Source organism: Symplocastrum torsivum, from assembly GCF_059505465.1.
This window is the reverse complement of sequence record NZ_JCACKQ010000134.1, coordinates 78,727-95,365: the sequence shown is the minus strand read 5'-3', so window position 1 is coordinate 95,365 and position 16,639 is coordinate 78,727. Positions and strand designations below refer to the sequence as shown.

At 45.5% G+C, this 16,639-nt stretch carries 17 protein-coding genes; 9 read left to right on the top strand and 8 right to left on the bottom strand.

Annotated elements, in window-relative coordinates; translation table 11 throughout:
- Positions 1–48: 48 nt before the first annotated feature.
- Positions 49–345: a hypothetical protein gene (locus tag AC5JL3_RS34990; RefSeq protein WP_242058701.1), complete on the bottom strand. Its 297-nt coding sequence runs from the start codon at positions 343–345 to the stop codon at positions 49–51.
- Positions 346–757: 412 nt separating this feature from the next.
- Here AC5JL3_RS34990 and glnA point away from each other — a divergent pair, with 412 nt between their 5' ends.
- The 5 genes from glnA (at position 758) to AC5JL3_RS34965 (ending at position 6,013) form a co-directional block, all read left to right on the top strand.
- Positions 758–2,179: a type I glutamate--ammonia ligase gene (glnA, locus tag AC5JL3_RS34985; protein ID WP_496078837.1), complete on the top strand. Its 1,422-nt coding sequence runs from the start codon at positions 758–760 to the stop codon at positions 2,177–2,179.
- Between the two features lie 223 nt (positions 2,180–2,402).
- Positions 2,403–3,461 (top strand): class I SAM-dependent methyltransferase, encoded by a 1,059-nt coding sequence (locus tag AC5JL3_RS34980; protein ID WP_496078836.1) that lies wholly within the window; start codon positions 2,403–2,405, stop codon positions 3,459–3,461.
- 110 nt (positions 3,462–3,571) lie between these two features.
- Complete coding sequence (locus AC5JL3_RS34975; RefSeq protein WP_496078835.1) at positions 3,572–4,477, top strand: ferritin-like domain-containing protein; 906 nt, start codon at positions 3,572–3,574, stop codon at positions 4,475–4,477.
- A gap of 209 nt (positions 4,478–4,686) precedes the next feature.
- On the top strand, positions 4,687–5,190 hold the full coding sequence (locus AC5JL3_RS34970) for a YbjN domain-containing protein (RefSeq protein WP_192221649.1): 504 nt from the start codon (positions 4,687–4,689) through the stop codon (positions 5,188–5,190).
- Positions 5,191–5,230: 40 nt separating this feature from the next.
- A complete protein-coding gene (locus AC5JL3_RS34965) occupies positions 5,231–6,013 on the top strand; it encodes a lipoate--protein ligase family protein (RefSeq protein WP_496078834.1) in 783 nt (260 codons plus the stop codon).
- Positions 6,014–6,027: 14 nt separating this feature from the next.
- Here the strand turns inward: AC5JL3_RS34965 and AC5JL3_RS34960 are convergent, their stop codons facing one another.
- Positions 6,028–7,227 (bottom strand): site-2 protease family protein, encoded by a 1,200-nt coding sequence (locus tag AC5JL3_RS34960; RefSeq protein ID WP_496078833.1) that lies wholly within the window; start codon positions 7,225–7,227, stop codon positions 6,028–6,030.
- A 290-nt stretch (positions 7,228–7,517) separates the two neighbouring features.
- Positions 7,518–7,838 (bottom strand): photosystem I reaction center subunit PsaK, encoded by a 321-nt coding sequence (gene psaK / locus AC5JL3_RS34955; protein ID WP_496078832.1) that lies wholly within the window; start codon positions 7,836–7,838, stop codon positions 7,518–7,520.
- A gap of 200 nt (positions 7,839–8,038) precedes the next feature.
- Here psaK and AC5JL3_RS34950 point away from each other — a divergent pair, with 200 nt between their 5' ends.
- Entirely contained in the window at positions 8,039–8,692 is a 654-nt protein-coding gene (locus AC5JL3_RS34950) for a phosphoribosylanthranilate isomerase (RefSeq protein WP_496078831.1), read from the top strand.
- A 107-nt stretch (positions 8,693–8,799) separates the two neighbouring features.
- Here the strand turns inward: AC5JL3_RS34950 and AC5JL3_RS34945 are convergent, their stop codons facing one another.
- The 3 genes from AC5JL3_RS34945 to AC5JL3_RS34935 all read right to left on the bottom strand — a co-directional run bounded on the left by AC5JL3_RS34945 (position 8,800) and on the right by AC5JL3_RS34935 (position 13,929).
- A complete protein-coding gene (locus AC5JL3_RS34945; RefSeq protein WP_496078830.1) occupies positions 8,800–10,272 on the bottom strand; it encodes a peroxidase family protein in 1,473 nt (490 codons plus the stop codon).
- Between the two features lie 322 nt (positions 10,273–10,594).
- On the bottom strand, positions 10,595–12,100 hold the full coding sequence (locus tag AC5JL3_RS34940) for a nucleoside hydrolase-like domain-containing protein (protein WP_496078829.1): 1,506 nt from the start codon (positions 12,098–12,100) through the stop codon (positions 10,595–10,597).
- A gap of 86 nt (positions 12,101–12,186) precedes the next feature.
- A complete protein-coding gene (locus AC5JL3_RS34935) occupies positions 12,187–13,929 on the bottom strand; it encodes a PhnE/PtxC family ABC transporter permease (RefSeq protein WP_496078828.1) in 1,743 nt (580 codons plus the stop codon).
- A 194-nt stretch (positions 13,930–14,123) separates the two neighbouring features.
- Between AC5JL3_RS34935 and rbp the strand changes: the two genes are divergently transcribed.
- From rbp to AC5JL3_RS34920, 3 genes are all read left to right on the top strand, one after another.
- Complete coding sequence (gene rbp, locus AC5JL3_RS34930) at positions 14,124–14,441, top strand: RNA-binding regulator (protein WP_192221657.1); 318 nt, start codon at positions 14,124–14,126, stop codon at positions 14,439–14,441.
- 130 nt (positions 14,442–14,571) lie between these two features.
- Positions 14,572–14,766, top strand: a complete 195-nt coding sequence (gene rpsU / locus AC5JL3_RS34925; RefSeq protein WP_192221658.1) for a 30S ribosomal protein S21 — start codon at positions 14,572–14,574, stop codon at positions 14,764–14,766.
- An 87-nt stretch (positions 14,767–14,853) separates the two neighbouring features.
- A complete protein-coding gene (locus AC5JL3_RS34920) occupies positions 14,854–15,426 on the top strand; it encodes a hypothetical protein (protein WP_496078827.1) in 573 nt (190 codons plus the stop codon).
- Here AC5JL3_RS34920 and AC5JL3_RS34915 read toward each other — a convergent pair.
- Positions 15,362–16,117 carry a phosphonate ABC transporter ATP-binding protein gene (locus AC5JL3_RS34915; protein ID WP_496078826.1) on the bottom strand — a complete coding sequence of 252 codons (756 nt, stop codon included), beginning with the start codon at positions 16,115–16,117 and terminating at the stop codon, positions 15,362–15,364. The two genes, AC5JL3_RS34920 and AC5JL3_RS34915, sit on opposite strands and share 65 nt — an antisense overlap.
- Positions 16,118–16,125: 8 nt before the next feature.
- Positions 16,126–16,578, bottom strand: coding sequence for a GNAT family N-acetyltransferase (locus AC5JL3_RS34910; RefSeq protein WP_496078825.1), 453 nt, complete (start codon positions 16,576–16,578; stop codon positions 16,126–16,128).
- Positions 16,579–16,639: the final 61 nt, after the last annotated feature.

Genomic DNA, 16,639 nt, shown 5'->3' with positions numbered 1-16,639 from the left:
AAAGTGTCAATCACAAGGTAACGTTTTGTAGACACCACTGATGATGCCCTACCTAGAACCGATTGCTATGTGAACGCGAGACTGTTGCACTGGAGGTCTAGCGGAGGAACGCTTGGATAATCTTAACCAACCCATGCCTATCATCGGCTTAACAAGCACACTCAATTCATGGGGATATCGCGGCTTTGGATCATTCGCCAGCCAAATGGGGGGTACCATCATTGGGTCATATTCAGTAATAACATCTACAACCCCAGGATTTGCTTTGAGTTCTACCCGTTGTCCGGGTCGGTATCTGAGCGCTTCTTGTTGATCCAAATCATCAACACAGAAATTAGAACTCATAACTTCCCCCTAATCAATAAACTGTAGCTTCTGATACAATATTAAACTTTGGGAAATGCATAAGGTAAGATTTTTCTAATTTTGCTACAATTCGTAATTTTCTCCAGATACCCAAAATTAGGAAGCGAGAATCTGTATCGTTGGATACAAAAGCTGCTACTCGCTCTCCCTAGGATTATTCAGATGATTGTCTAGACTACCGCCTTCTGGGGAAACCTTCTCCGGTCTCTTTGTAAGGCAAAGCCAAGCTGTCAACAACCAACCGCCCTACCATTTGCTAATACTAAACTCTTAACTTGTACCAAGTTTGACCAATTCGTTCCTTAGCAGTGAATATCGTTAAATTGTTGAGCCTGTGTTTAGCCTGTCCCCTAGTAGCTCTAGATTGTTGAGAGATTAAGGAGTTTATTCCATGTTCCAGACCCCGCAAGAGTTCCTAACCTATGTACAAGAGAACAACATCCAAATTATTGACCTAAAGTTTATTGACACGCCAGGTATCTGGCAGCACCTCTCGCTGTTCCAAAACCAAATTGATGAAAGCAGTTTTACAGACGGCGTACCTTTTGACGGCTCTAGTATTCGGGGTTGGAAAACGATCAATGAATCCGACATGACGATGGTACTCGATCCCACAACGGCTTGGATCGACCCGTTCATGTCAGAACCGACATTGAGTGTCATCTGTAGCATTACAGAACCCCGGACAGGCGAACCTTACAGTCGTTGTCCTCGTACCATTGCTCAGAAGGCAGTAGACTACCTAATTTCCACTGGCATTGGTGACACCGCCTTCTTTGGTCCTGAAGCGGAGTTTTTCATCTTTGATGATGTCCGTTTTGACCAAAACCAACATGAAGGCTACTACCACGTAGACTCCATAGAAGGTCGTTGGAATTCTGGCAGAAAAGAAGAAGGTGGCAACCTCGGCTACAAGCCACGTTATAAAGAAGGTTACTTCCCAGTTGCCCCAACGGATACCTCGCAAGATATGCGGACGGAAATGCTGCTGACGATGGCGAAATGCGGCGTTCCGATTGAAAAGCATCACCATGAAGTTGCCTCTGGTGGTCAGTGCGAACTCGGATTCCGCTTTGACACCTTGGTAAAAGCCGCTGACTATTTAATGACCTATAAGTATGTCATCAAGAACGTTGCCAAGAAATATGGCAAAACCGTCACCTTCATGCCAAAGCCCGTGTTTAACGACAACGGATCTGGGATGCATACTCACCAGTCTATTTGGAAGGATGGACAGCCTCTATTTGCAGGTGATGGCTATGCTGGTTTGAGTAAAATGGCACTGAATTACATCGGTGGTATCCTCAGACACGCTCCAGCACTTTTGGCTTTGACCAACCCAACCACCAATTCTTACAAGCGTTTGGTACCTGGTTTTGAAGCGCCAGTGAACCTCGCCTACTCTCAAGGCAACCGTTCTGCCTCCATCCGTATTCCTCTGTCTGGTACCAATCCCAAGGCGAAGCGGTTAGAGTTCCGTTGTCCTGATGCAACAGCAAACCCCTACTTAGCTTTTGCTGCTATGCTCTGTGCTGGGATTGACGGCATCAAGAACGAAATTGACCCTGGTGAGTCTTTGGATGTCGATATCTACGACCTCACTCCAGAAGAATTGAGCAAGATTCCTTCAACCCCAGGTTCTTTAGATTTAGCCCTAGAAGCCCTAGAGAAAGATCATGGCTTCTTGGTTGAGAGTGGTGTGTTCACGGAAGACTTTATTACCACATGGATTGAGTACAAACTCGACAATGAGGTCAACCCAATGCGGCTGCGTCCTCACCCATACGAGTTCGCCCTCTACTACGATTGCTAAACAACTGCCCTAAAAGGTTTCACGTCACTTGCTCAAATGAGCAATTAGCAACAAAAGACAACATCAGCCACCCCCAAGGGTGGTTTTTTATGTGTTTGAGCGCCTCTATATCTTCTGTATCTCTTACCAACTCTACCTTTTGGTCAGGAATTATTTCTCATCTATTCGTTACAATTATTCATATACTACATAGAAATGGATTAAAACGAGTCAAGCAATCCCCATGTCTGACACCTTAACTCAGCTTGCTTATCAGTCGTTTCAGCAGAGCAAAAGCGTATTTGGTCTGGCACACAAGACCATTAGTTCGCAACTGCTGAATCTAATTTCTCCTCCTATTAATGAACTGAAGACGAATCCTATTGACCCGAAGCTTCTCTTAGAAATTCAGCAGCGGCTCAATCGGATTATTGAAACAGATTGGCAGGATGCACAACGGGGCGTTTACCCAGCCGCATTGCTGTTTGATAATCCTTGGGAAGATTTCTTTCGCTACTATCCAGCGTTGTGGCTCGATACGCCAACAATTTGGCAACGAGCTAATCAAAAGAAATATCAAGATTTCTCGCCAGGGATTGAGACGGAAGGCTATCCCAGCTACTACCTGCAAAACTTCCATCATCAGACTGATGGCTACTTAAGTGATATGTCTGCCAATCTGTATGATTTGCAGGTGGAAATTCTCTTTAATGGTTCCGCTGATGCGATGCGGCGGCGGGTTCTCGCTCCTTTAAAGGAAGGTCTGAAAGCTTTTAATTCACTGCCACAAAAGCAAATCAAGGTACTGGATATTGCTTGTGGTACAGGTCGTACTTTGAAGTTCATCCGGGGAATGCTGCCTCAAGTCTCATTATTTGGGATGGACTTATCGCCAGCTTATCTGCGTAAGGCCAACCAACTGTTGTCTGAGAATCCAGGCGAGTTGCCGCAACTGATTCAGGCGAATGCAGAGGATTTACCTTATCGTGATAACTATTTCCAGGGAGTTACTAGCGTTTTTCTATTTCATGAGTTGCCGCCTGCGGCGCGTCAGCATGTGATTGAGCAAGCGTTTCGGGTGACTCAACCGGGTGGAGTCTTCGTTATCTGTGACTCGATTCAGGCGATTGATTCTCCGGAAATGATGCCACTGATGGAAAACTTTCCTGCGATGTTCCATGAACCTTTCTACAGGCATTACACCACTGATGATTTGGTAGAACGTCTGAAGCGAGCGGGCTTCCAGGATATTGCAACGGAAAACCACTTTATGAGTAAGTACTGGGTTGCTCATAAGCCTTAGTAGGGTGAATAAGGTAAAGCAACCGTATATCAGTCGAGGCGTGAGCTGTTTCATCAAAAAAATCTACGTTACGATTAGATGAACAACTTTACAAAACGACATATAAAGATATGACGGTTGCTTATCCCCGCAAACTGAATAAATCAATGGGTGCGCGTGACATCCTCAAACAAGTGGTGAGCGATCGCGGCATTCATCTGATGACTCTCAACCGCTACCGCTACAGCGAACAACGTAGCTGTAAAGACCTGACAGATGTTATTGAACAGCTAAACGGACAACCGCCAGAATTAGTACGTGATTTGTCTCATCACATCTCTGACGAATCGCGTCATGCGATGTGGTTGACAGATCTGTTGGTAGAGTTGGGAGCAGACGTAGGGACGCCGCCTGGTTCTTCTTACATCGATGAATTTGATCGTCTTGTAGACAGAGAATTTTTTGACCCACAGCGAAACCTAGAAGATGGCATCATTGCTGCATTAGCCGCGATTAATGTCACTGAAAAACGGGGTTGTGAGTATTTCTCGGCTCACATTCATGCTTTAAAAGAGGCACCACAAACGGAAGAAAACATCAAAATCCGTGAAACCATCGAACGAATTTTTCCAGAGGAAGCGGGTCATGTACGCTGGGGAAATCGCTGGTTAGCAGAACTGGCACGTAAAAGCCCGGAAAATCGTCAGAAAGTCGAACAGGCAAAGCGCAAATATATCGCGATTGAACAGGCAGCCTTTGAATCCGGCATGGATATCATGTTGGGTGCCGAACTGCGGAGAGTGGGCAAACTCCTAGATATCGCCGAGACAATGCCGTTGTGGCAACGGCCACAGTACCTGATGGAGCGATTGCCGCAGACTTTACTTGCTCCAGACTTACAAATGACTAGGATTGATCTCGCTGGGCGCGTCTTCAAAAATCCTCAAATGTTTATGGAAAAGGTTGTGCCGATGTTCTTGGCAAACCTTAATGGGGAAAACAACAAAAACAACAAGAAACAGAAGGTTACGGCTTAGAGGGTAGGTGGTAGGTGGTAGAGAAAGCCAGTTCATCACCTACCACCTAACGTGAGACTAAGTGAGGAAGTCTAGGAAAGGCGATCGCCTCTTAACCTCTAAAACTTGATTAGAGAAACCACTACACATCAAGATACATACCAAGAAGGACACCCACAGGCGATACTGAGTCTTGAGCAAACCCCAAGAGGAGGGAAAAACAAACCGCCATGACTACCCAACAGCCAAATCCTGAAACGGTTTCTACTGAAAGCTTTTCAACAGCAGATATAGTTAGCAATGAGCTAATCGAGGATTCCGCTACTGTGAACCATGTGGAGATTATTGAAACCGTTATCTCCAGCCTAGACCAGGAAGACACCGCCATGGTAAGCCAAAGTGAAGAGGGGCACCTATGGAAGTTCAGGTACGGTAGCGTTGAAGTGTTTGTGCAACTCACTGGTTCTACGGATGATGATACATTCACCGTTTGGTCTTCGGTGCTTCCGTTACCTGCCAAGAATGAACCACAGTTGATGCGTAAGCTTCTAGAAATGAACTGGTCTGATACGTTTGAATCCAGTTTCGGCATTGTCGATAATCAAGTTGTTGTGTTGAGTTCGCGAACCGTAGCCGAACTTTCTGCTGGAGAAATTTCTCGTGCAATTACTGTAGTTGCAACAATTGCCGATGATAATGATGATGCTTTGCAAGCTGAATTTGGTGCAGCATAAAGCTTAGCTTGAGATTGGGGATTAGGGATGGGAAGATTAAATGAATCAAAATAACTTAATCCAAAATCCCCACTCATCTTGGCGTTTGATTCCACTAATACGCGCATCTGGACAGCTTCAGATGGCAATTGACCAGTGGCTACTGGAGCAACATCAGGCAGGGAAGCATCCGCCAGCGTTGCGGTTTTACACCTGGGAATCACCCACAATCTCACTGGGATATCATCAACGACGTTGGTCAGAATCTTGGCAGCAACTAACTTGGCAAGAAAAGCCGATACAGTTGGTGCGGCGTTCAACTGGGGGGAGGGCCGTGCTGCACCAAGGCGATTTGACCTATATGGTGGTGATGTCAGGGCTGACTGGCAAGCGTCTCGATGATTATCGGGCGATTTGCGAGTTTTTGATTCAAGGTTGGCGATCGCTTGGCATTGAGTTGCACTATGGTTCAGTAGGACGAGGGTACATACACAATCCCAACTGTTTTGGTACAGCTACAGGTGCAGATTTAGTATCGGCTGAGAATTATAAGCTTATTGGTAGCGCTCAGTTGCGACGTGGCAACGCGATTTTACAACATGGCTCAATGCGCCTAGAGCTAGATAGTCAGTTATTTAAGCAAGTATTTGGGGAAGAGGCGCTACCACCGATTCATCTACCAATTGCTCAACGTGGAGATGGTTTAATTCAAACGGTGGTAGACGCGCTGACTAACGCCGCCGCTGCTTGTTTTGGCGTTCAGTTGGTGAACAAGCCGTTATTGGATGAGGAGTGGCAAGCTATCTTGGCACAACCGAGTTTAGAGGTTGGTTCACCCAAGTGAGAATCTAATATTGTTTACTGACCTGTAGCTTGCGCTATCGCAGGTAGTTGTAATCCCTGAGGATAGGTTCCTTCAGCTTTAACACGCTTGATTTCAGCTTCTGGAATTGGTAAGTTCAGTTTCTTCGCCACGGTACGCACAATGTCGCCTCGGTCAATCACACCAGCAACGGTTCCTGCGGGGGAAAGGACAGTCAGGCGATTGGTCTGATGCGCCTCTAAGCGGTTAATCACCTCGACCAGAGGAGTTTTCTCCTCAACTGAGACGATCTCTGATAAAGGGCGAACAATACTTTCAAGAGTCTGGGTTTCCCAGAGGCTACGTTCTACAAACTGTAAATCTTCAATTGCTACTAGACCACGATAACGCCCATCAGATGAGGCGTAGTAAGGCATCGGGGTCTGGAGGTCTGCCAGGATGTACTCGTCAGCAAAGGAGCGTAGTGTCTGATTGGCATCTACAATCCGAAACTCACGGGTCATGGCATCTGAGGCTGAAAGTTGGAGTAAGGCTTCTTGCAACGTTGTGATGCGGTCGTAGGCGTTGGCATTACGGAACACAAACCCACTAATGAAAGCAATCCAAATTGCTCCTAACTCCCTTGTCCAAAGAGCAAGTCCTAGACCAAATGCGATCGCTAAACCTCCCAACACTTTACCTGTCAAAGCTGCCCAGTGGACACCCTTAAAGCGGTTACCCGTCAGCTTCCACACTACCGCTTTCAAAACTTGTCCCCCATCCAGAGGCAGACCGGGAATTAAGTTGAATAGCGCCAAAATCAGGTTAATGTTAGCGAGGTTTGACGTTAAGACCTCTGCCACACTATTACTGGGTAGCACTTGCGCTAGCACAGTAAATAACCCAAATAGCAGCAAACTTACACCTGGTCCTGCGATCGCAACTTGTAATGCTCCCTCTGGAGTCTTGGATTCCCGGTCGATGGACGCTACTCCACCAAAGAGAAATAGAGTAATTGAGTTAACTTTAATGCCTTGCGATCGCGCGGCTAAACTATGACCGAGTTCATGCAAGAGAACTGAACCGAACAACAACAGCGCCATGACTAACCCAGCACTCGAAGCCAAAGCTAATCCGAAGGAAGGGTAAAAGTTCAACGCATGGATAATTGTGATTAACACTAAGATTAGAAACCAGGATGGGTCTAAAAATAGTGGGATTCCAAATAAAGAGCCAATTCGCCAACTTGCTTGCATGACTATTCTTCTCCCTCTCTTCTAGGCTTGACCAAAAAAGCTATCAGCATTCAGCATTCAGCTAGAGTACAAGCCCCAGCGTAAACGGCAAAAAAAGAACAAATCTTTACCTAGAAGGTGGCACTTGCGATAAGCAGCAAGATATTCTTATCCACTGCCATACCTATAAACCTGGGGAAAAGCTTATAGCAGATGATGCTTCTTACCAAAAATTTAGACGCCCAGTTTGAGTCGCTAGTGGCTCAAATCGAGCGTCTCTTGGAGATCGTTATCCTTTCTGGGTATTGTCTTTATGTAATGAGACCAATATTAGTCAGCCCCAGAATAGCACCAACCCCTAATAGATGACCGATGCTTGCGCCCGCTATTAGCTCAGGCGCACCAAAGTTCTTCCCCAGAAATGGCTCTAGCAAAGGCAGGGCAGGACCTTTTCCTTTGTTGCGGATACCAATTTTGGCAATGATAATACCAAGGAGGACGCAAATATTCATGACGAGCGAACCGCTCCAGCTCCACGTACTCGTGTCAGCGACGGTCGGCTGCACTGCTGCCAATAAAATTGAATTAATTAAGTCAATCAAGTTTTCTTCTCCTTTTGTCACGAAGAACATTAATAGAGTAATTGAAGACTACCGAGAAAAGTGAATTATCCCTTCTTCCTTGGGAATGATTGCGGTTTACACTCCTTACATTTAAGGGCATTATAAAAAGCTCTAAGGAAAAAATTGACAACTTGTTTGAAGAATTAACACTTTTACGAGTTATTTTGATACAAAGCTATACAATTCACAAAAACTGAGAACTGTAGACGATGCGGGTCAAAATTTGTGGTATTACCAAACCAGATCAAGGTCAGGCGATCGCACAACTAGGAGCAACAGCCTTAGGATTCATCTGTGTGCAAGCCTCTCCCCGTTATGTAACGCCGGGGCAAATTCGGGCAATCGTAGAGGCATTGCTTGTAGAGGTTGATCGAATTGGCGTGTTTGCTGATGCCACAATTGAAGACATCACTGAGATTGTTGCTGAAGCGGGTTTGAGTGCTGTGCAATTACACGGCAGTGAATCCCCAGAATTTTGTCAAAGGCTGCGAGAGTCTCTCCCAGAAGTGGAAATTCTTAAAGCGCTCAGAGTTAAGACACCAGAGTGTTTAAGCCACTCGAATACTTACGTCAGTTGTGTGGATACGCTGTTACTAGACGCTTATCATCCTCAAATGTTGGGAGGTACGGGTAAAACCTTAGATTGGGTAACGCTGCGGCAATTTAGTCCCGATTGCCCGTGGTTACTAGCTGGCGGCTTAACACCGGATAATATTTTAGAGGCTCTGAGCGGGTTGCAACCGAATGGGGTAGATTTATCAAGTGGTGTAGAGCGATCGCCTGGAGATAAAGATTTAGATAAAGTTGCTCAGCTATTCGAGCAAGTACGCTCTACGCTAGTCCTGTCCGAACCGCTTTGCTAAGGATTCACTGGCGTTCACGACATTTCATGGTAGGGGGTACAGTTGTACCTCCCTACTGTAGATGCTCGTAACCCTTTTCCAATCATCACAAGTAAAGTGGTAATGGCTTAGCCAATGGGATTAATGTCATCCACAAATCTCAGCAAATCTGCCATCGTAAATGTTCCGGCTTTCTCAGCAGGCAGTGTTGGCTTCCAATCTGGATTCCGCGCCAAGAATGAACTGCTATCTGCTTGCAGTAAACCAACAAAAACCTCAGCTACAATCCGACTTCCCACTTGACCTAAACGCTTTCCTTGACCTTGAATTTGTGCTTCCTTAAGGATGTAGTACCAGAGCGGTGATTCAATATCAAACTTATGCTTCTTAGCAACCTTTCCATCGGGACCTTGAGCAATCTTTGACTTAGCCAACGGCTTGAATCCCATGAACTTCGCTATACTTTGACCGGATGGCAAGCCGACACTGCGACCACGTTGCAAGTTCCTGACAGCCAGTGAATTTGGTTTTGGAACATTCGGCAAATTCTTCAGTGGGTCAACCAGGAACGGGTCTAGTTCACGACTGAACCCAACTGGCACCTTAGGGTCTATTTCAAAAAATCTTCTCCAATCAATAATCCAGTCACTAGGAATGGGAACACTGGTAAACTCGCCTTGTGGGCCTGATTTGGCAGTGAAGTTAAATAGTAGTTCCAACGAAGCAGGTACGACTCCACCAGGACGAGGTGTAAAGACTCGGTTGTAGTCATAAATTGCACGAATCATACTATGACCGAGACGATAAGCTGCGACCGAAAACTCAATCGGAATAAACGGCTCTTTCTCAAATTTGTAAAAGCGTCTACCTCCATTCAGAACTTGGTCTAGTTGCTCATTATCAAGAATGCGGCGCAAAAAGTCGTGAAGTACAATCCACTGATAATGCCAAATTACTAAATCTCTGGCTTCTTCAAACGCTGACTTGCGAATAGGAGATTCTTGTTGGATGCTACCATCCCGAATTCCTGCAACTATCTTGTTATGAAACTTGAGAAAAGCTAAGTGAAGTTGTGCAACAATCAAGTTTTCGTCATTGCGTGGGTCACCAATGATTGCTAGACCACTCTCGGCACGAGGGAGGTCGTTGGGTAGCTGAGTGGGAAGGCTGGAGTCTCCTCCACCAGGCTGTGCGTTGGTTTTCCCAATCAAAAATAGCTCAGGGTCAGAGAGTTGATAGAGATAGGGTTGTACACTCGGACCACTCCCATAGAGGTTATCTAAGTCGAGCATCGGCGTGCGAAAGTTTCTCACCGCCAACGGGTCAACAATGATTTCTTGTAGAGCTGTAGTGTCGAAGGTGATGTCATGATCGATGAATTGACCGAGGTAGGTGTACCCGGCTGGCACGTCTTTATTGTCGCCTTTTGGAGACTCAGGGTTTGCATCATTCATCGCGTCTCCCAAGTCCTCCAAAGCGTCCAAGGAGGGAGTCAAGGCACGAAGTTCTGGAAACATCCTGCCAAACTTTCCGGTTTGAGCAAATTGACCAGGAGGGCAATTCTCCCCTGTACGAGGGCTAAAACCATGAAATCTAACCATGTTTATTGCCTTATTTTGTAAGTTAGTGTTTAAGTGTTTTCTACAGAAAAAGACTTTGGATAAACAGCTTCTTGTAACCAAACTCTCGATTTAAGTGAGAATGTTGGCTTAAACAAACTTATTTATCCGCGTTGTTAAACTTCCTGTAGGAACACTGCAACCTACAAACTAGCTGTTACTGATTCCGGAAGAAAATTATTGAAAACTTTATCAAATTAACTCCAAAGTTTTACAATCTGCTTGAGTAGAGCAAGCTACGCCTCATTTTTTATTAAGAACAACTTCCTAAAGGCAGTTTGTAAATGATTATGAAGCAGCCGACTCATCTGATGGTATAGACAATCCTTCGATAGCTTACTAGCGATGGGTTTCCATTATCTTGAACTTCAAGAAGGATATGGATAGTTTGCCCTACAGCATTCGGCGCAACAAAGCTTGCCTTACTAGAGTTTGAATTACTAACTTCAAGATTGCCGCTGTAAGTTCCTGGTTTCTTGTATTGAAACCAATTGTAAGACAGTGAATCTCCATCAGGGTCGCTAGAACCAGTAGCACTCAAGGTTACTGTCTGACCCGGTGAGATATTTTGGAGAATAACATTTTTAGAAAGCTCACCATTAAAAGCAGCGGTAGGATTATGATTGGCTTCAGCATAACTCCTGGTCTGCCAATCCATTCGAGCTGCAAAATCGTTTTGGAATTGCTTGCGCCATTGAGGAATTGAGCTTTCTATCCGCCGACCCCACATATCAAGACCTGAAGGGTCTGTAATATCTTCATACCATTGAGAGCCATTTGCTGTATTTAGCTGGTATCGCCCTCCCCAACCTCCAAAATCAGGTTTTTCTGGGTCATTCAAGCCATTGGGGATTAGGTGCAAGAATGTTGGACTATCGCCCTCTTTTACTCCGACTACATCGCCAGTATAATTTGGGTATTTAGCACCTAATTCTCCGTGATTATTACGGATGTTTGTCTCTACCCAATTACTATCTTTGTAGTTGTGATCGGGTTCGTTAGGGGTATGAATTTGGTTGAAAGTTATACCACTGGCAATGATTTTAATATCCTTGTGATTCGTTTGAATATAATTAGGGAACGTTGTATCTTGTTTGTCGATATCATAAAGTCTTATCTTACTTTTCATTGCCGCAATCTCCGTTTTACTATGCCCAGAATGTTCAATTCGATAAAGGGCTTGTGCAAGCGGATAAGTTCCTCCCCAAGCTAGGAACCAAATTGGGCGAGGGTCATTTTTTTTCAAACTTGAAACAATTAGATTGGAAGCCTCTGAGTCCTTAGGTTGTACGACCCACTCCGGTCCCGATGGTGTATTTCCTTCCCCAATCCAATCCCCAATATTTGATTCGTAACCATAGGTATAAAACTTCAAGCCGTGATTTCCCGTCTTGGTCACGCTTTCTAGATAAGCCTTTGTAGGAAAGTCTGAACTATGTAAAATTAAATTGCTATGAACAGTTCCATAAGCATTTAGCAAGCTTTCCATAATTGCCATACTAGCGGCAACACTGTTAGGTCTTCCGGGTCTGTAGAGAGGTGTAACTGTAATCCCTTCAATGTCAAATTCGTTAGCATAGCTGAGAAAGCGAATCATTGATTGCTGATCATCAGCGTCATCTCCAATATCTGTCATCACTACAACGCGAGTTTTTGTAGCTGTTTCGTTAGTTGCAATGCTTATGGGAAGCTTTTGAGGGTTGAGGATAACCGCCAACAAGAAAGCGATCGCGCCAGTAAAAACAAGCCAGATAACCCAGTCTTTTCTACGTCTTCGGAGTCTATAAAAAAAACTTTTTAGTACTCGCATCTAGGGATTATCCTCAAAAATCTCTCAACTGCTCTATTAAAATCGAGATTTTCTGCTTTGTCGAAGTGAGGACAGGCTTGTTACTACTACCTTAATGTCCGTCGCACTGAGGCACTGATTAGGTCTACGAGGAAGGTAAGGGCAATAAAAACGATTAAAGTTGTTAGCAGTCCTTTGTAGTCAAAGCTACTTAGTTGCTCTGTCAGTAGACGACCTAATCCTCCAGCCCCCACTAAGCCAACAATTACGGTAGCGCGGATGCAGACTTCCCAACGATAGAGAATGTACGCAATAAAGCGAGGCAAGGTGAGGGGTAAGACACTGTACAGGAAGACTTGAGGACTTGTTGCACCTAAGGCTTTAAGAGATCGCATTGGGCGTTCATCTAAATTTTCTGTCACTTCCGCCATCAGACGCCCTAGAATGCCTAGATTGTGCAAACCGAGTGCGATCGCTCCGGGTAGAATTCCTGGAAATAAGACAAATAGGAAGATTAACGCCCAAATCGGTTCAGGAACCGCACGAACAAAAAGCAGTAGGAATCGGGTACATACCAAAACACTGGTTCCCCACCAGCGATTTAGATCTCCCCTGAAAAAGGAGGGTTGGGCAGATTTGCCACGGTCAAAAATTCCTCCTGGTAAAAGGAAGTTACTTGCGGCAGGAAAAGAAAGCAAGATGCCCCCTAAGCCTGCTACTGCCATTGCCAGAATAGACATTGCCAACGTCTGCAATGACAAGGTGAACAGTTGGCTTAGCTGGCTACCATCCGGTGGAAACGCATCCTGAACGACTCCCGCTAACAGTTGGGCGGTTCGTGGTGCCCAAAGCTTGGAATAGTCAGCTTGGACATACCAGAAGGAGAAGAGAACTAAAACAATGCCACCCAAAAATGAACCCTTTACGACTGGATCAGTTTGGGAAACTGGGTTTTTGCGTTCTTGAAGATTGAGGACATTCAAATCTAGGCGACTAGGTGCCCCTAAACGACGGCGCAGCATCGCACTCCAGAAATCCGTGATGCCACTTAATAGAATTAGAGCAATCAAAAACGTCCACATCTGTTCATAGCGTAGAGACTGGAGGCTGAGGAGAAGTTCATAACCGAGTCCACCCGCACCGATGATGCCAAGAACGGCGGCTGAACGAATCGAACACTCAAACCGATAGAAACTGTAGGAGAGGAGATTGAGAAAGGCTTGCGGAATTAGGCTGTAGATAAAGGCATTGAGCGGTGGAACGCCGCTGTTGAGGAGTGCGAGTAAGGCTTGGCGAGGTGTTTCATCTAAAATCTCTGAGAAGACTTTGGCAGTGATGGCACCAAAGGGAATTGCGATCGCTAAAATTGCGACAAGTGGGTCAAGTCCAAAGATGTTGACGAAAAACAATGCCCAAATCAGTTCATGAATTGCTCTAGGAATTGCTAAAACGGCTCGTACCACCAACCAGTAAGTAGGAGTGCGATATGTCGTGCCCCGACTCACAGCTAAGACAGACTGCCACCACACCTCAGACGAAAGAACACCACCGACCAAACCGATAAGTACACTCAAAGCTGTACCACACACAGCGTAAGCGAGTGTCTTGAGGGATGCCTCCAGTGTCAGCTTCAGTAATTCTGCACTCAGTTCAGGATGAATAGCCGCAGCAAGAAAACGTAGGACAAGTGTCCAGCCCCCTTGGTTAATCAGATCCCCCTGAAATAAACCTGCTGTGTGCAATGACCAGACAAGAGAGGCTACTAATACTAAGCCCCACAAGCTTCTAACGTTGAGGAGTGAGGGGCGATGAGGGAGAGGATATGATAGATGATTTAGATTTCGTCTCATATCACATCCAAAAACACTCGCTCATGTCCATCGATCTAGCCTATAGCTCCTATGCCTTCTTTCTCCCACCCTACCTCTCCTTGGTGTGTTAATATGTCCAGGGAAGCTTAAATTCGGCTGCGTAGTTTGCTCTTTAGCATTGACAAGCCTCTCTCCGAATCTAGTTCTCTACACCCTCTGATTTGGAGACATTTATGTCAATTTACGTCGGGAACCTCTCCTATGAGGTCAGCCAAGAAGATCTCAGCCAGGTCTTTGCAGAGTACGGAACTGTGAGTCGGGTTCAACTACCCACAGACCGCGAAACGGGGAGAGTCCGAGGTTTTGCATTTGTCGAAATGGCATCAGAGGCAGAAGAAGCGGCTGCAATTGAGGCACTTGATGGTGCTGAATGGATGGGGCGTGATCTGAAGGTAAATAAGGCTAAGCCTCGCGAAGATAGAAAACCATCTGGTGGTGGCGGTGGTAACTGGGGCAACAACAATAGAACGTCTCGGCGCAACTACAACTAAGAGTCTTGAGACTAAAAATTTAGCTCTGAGGTCTAAAGGGCAGGCTCCGAGTCTGTCCTTTTTTATACACCGGCTTACTGGATTACTCAGTACAAAAAACGCTACTAACTAAGGCAATGGAGGAAAACAGATGACCCAAGTAATTCTTGGCGAAAACGAAGGAATTGAGTCAGCTCTTCGTCGATTTAAGCGACAAGTTTCTAGAGCAGGAATTTTTCCCGACATGAGGAAGCATCGCCACTTTGAAACGCCTCTTGAAAAACGCAAGCGCAAACTAATTGCAAGGCACAAGCAATCTAAGAGACATTCCCGCTCTAAATGGTAAACGAGATGAAAGGCTATTTGGCTCAAGCTCTTCAGTAGTTATAAAAAGAGTCACTTAGCATATGTTTTTCCAAAAGGTCCAGTAACCATGACTCCAGAAGCGATACGCATTATCTCTCAGCTAAGGCGTGAGTTCTACTCTCTATTTGCCGCAGCGATGGAAGTACCAGTGAACGTTACTAACGGTAGTTCATCCACTGGTAATCCTCCAATGGCATCTTGGATAGATGACCAGCAACGACTGAATTATTTGCGTATTTATGTTCACACTGCACCTGATCAATTAATCCCTGAGCGTCCTTTTATTCTTCGGTTATCTCTTAATAAAGGTGGCGGTGTGGCTACAGCTACAAAGTGGAGAAGAGACCATCAAGGACTTAATCAGGATTGGCACTTTGAGTTAACCCTTCTTCCGGAGGAGATTCTAGACTTTTTGCCTTGGCTAGTCAACTTGGTTAAATCCCATGACCAAGGTTCTGCCTTATTTGCCCAGGAACCTCCCCATCCGTTTTATCCCAAAATTTCTGATGAGCCGTTGTCCAATGATAGTTGGACTCAGAAAGCACATCAGGAAAGCCGTAACGGTGAGTTTAGTTTTATCTCGAAAGATGATACAACTCTTCAATCATCGAGTCTGACAGGGCTTCAGCAGGTGTATTAAACAAAATGCGTCCCTGTCGCAGACCGATAATGCGTTGGTAATGGCTACGAGCAAACTCGATCGCGTGAAGGCTGGTAACCAATGTCTTGCCTGTGTCCTGACTTAGTTGGCGCAATATGTCCATAATCTCACGGCTGCGTTCTGGATCGAGGCTGGATATCGGTTCATCAGCAAGGATAGCTGTAGGATTTTGGACAAGGACACGCGCGATCGCAACTCGTTGCTGTTGACCACCAGAAAGCTTATCAGTGCGTTCATACAGCTTTTCGGGAATTCCAACCTGTGCCAACGCTTTGAAAGCCGTTTCAACATCCATTGGAACCATGAGTGAGGCAGCAGCTTTCAGAAACGACCAACGACCGAGGTGTCCAGCATTCACATTGTGAATCACCCGCAAGTTATCGACTAAATGAAATTGCTGGTAAACTGTCCCAATCTGCCGTTGGACTTGGCGCAGCAGCTTTGGGCGAAGCTGAGCAAGGTTGCGACCGAGTACCCAAACTTCGCCCTGTGTTGGTAATAGTGTACCGTTGAGCAAACTAATCAGGGTGCTTTTCCCTGCCCCACTAGAACCAACCAGTGCAACGCGATCGCCTGCTTGAATTTGCAAATTTATATCAACTAACGACTGAAAACTCCCAAATTGTTGTGTAACGTTTTTCAGTTCAAAGATAGGTAAACTTGAGTTCATTTCACCACTCAGGTTGCTATCCATTTGGTCATCAAATAGCTATCCTGAGCTTCAAAACCCACCTTCCGATAAAAGTTTTGGGCGGCAGTATTTTCCCGCTCAACTTCTAAATGAAGGACTTTTATTTCGAGAGACGGAGAAACTTCTTCTACAAACTCTATAGCTCTTTTGCCTATTCCTTGCCCCTGATGACCCTCGCGGATGTAAATTTCATCAATAACGGCTTCACGCCCTCGGTATTCCAAACTATAGCCAAACGTCAGGACAATATACCCGATCGCTTGGTTATTGTGTTGGATTAACCACACTCTCCCTAGAGACTCATCGCTCACAATTTTTGCTAAGGCAACACGAATACTAGAGTCATCAAATGGATGATGATCGACCTCACAGAACTCCCGGATGAACTCCATCAGGATTTCTATATCAGATATCTCGGCTCGTTTGAAGCTTGTCTCCATCTATAGCAAAAGGCAGAGGGCAGAAGGCAGAAGCGGAAAGATTGACGGGTCTTGGTTTCAG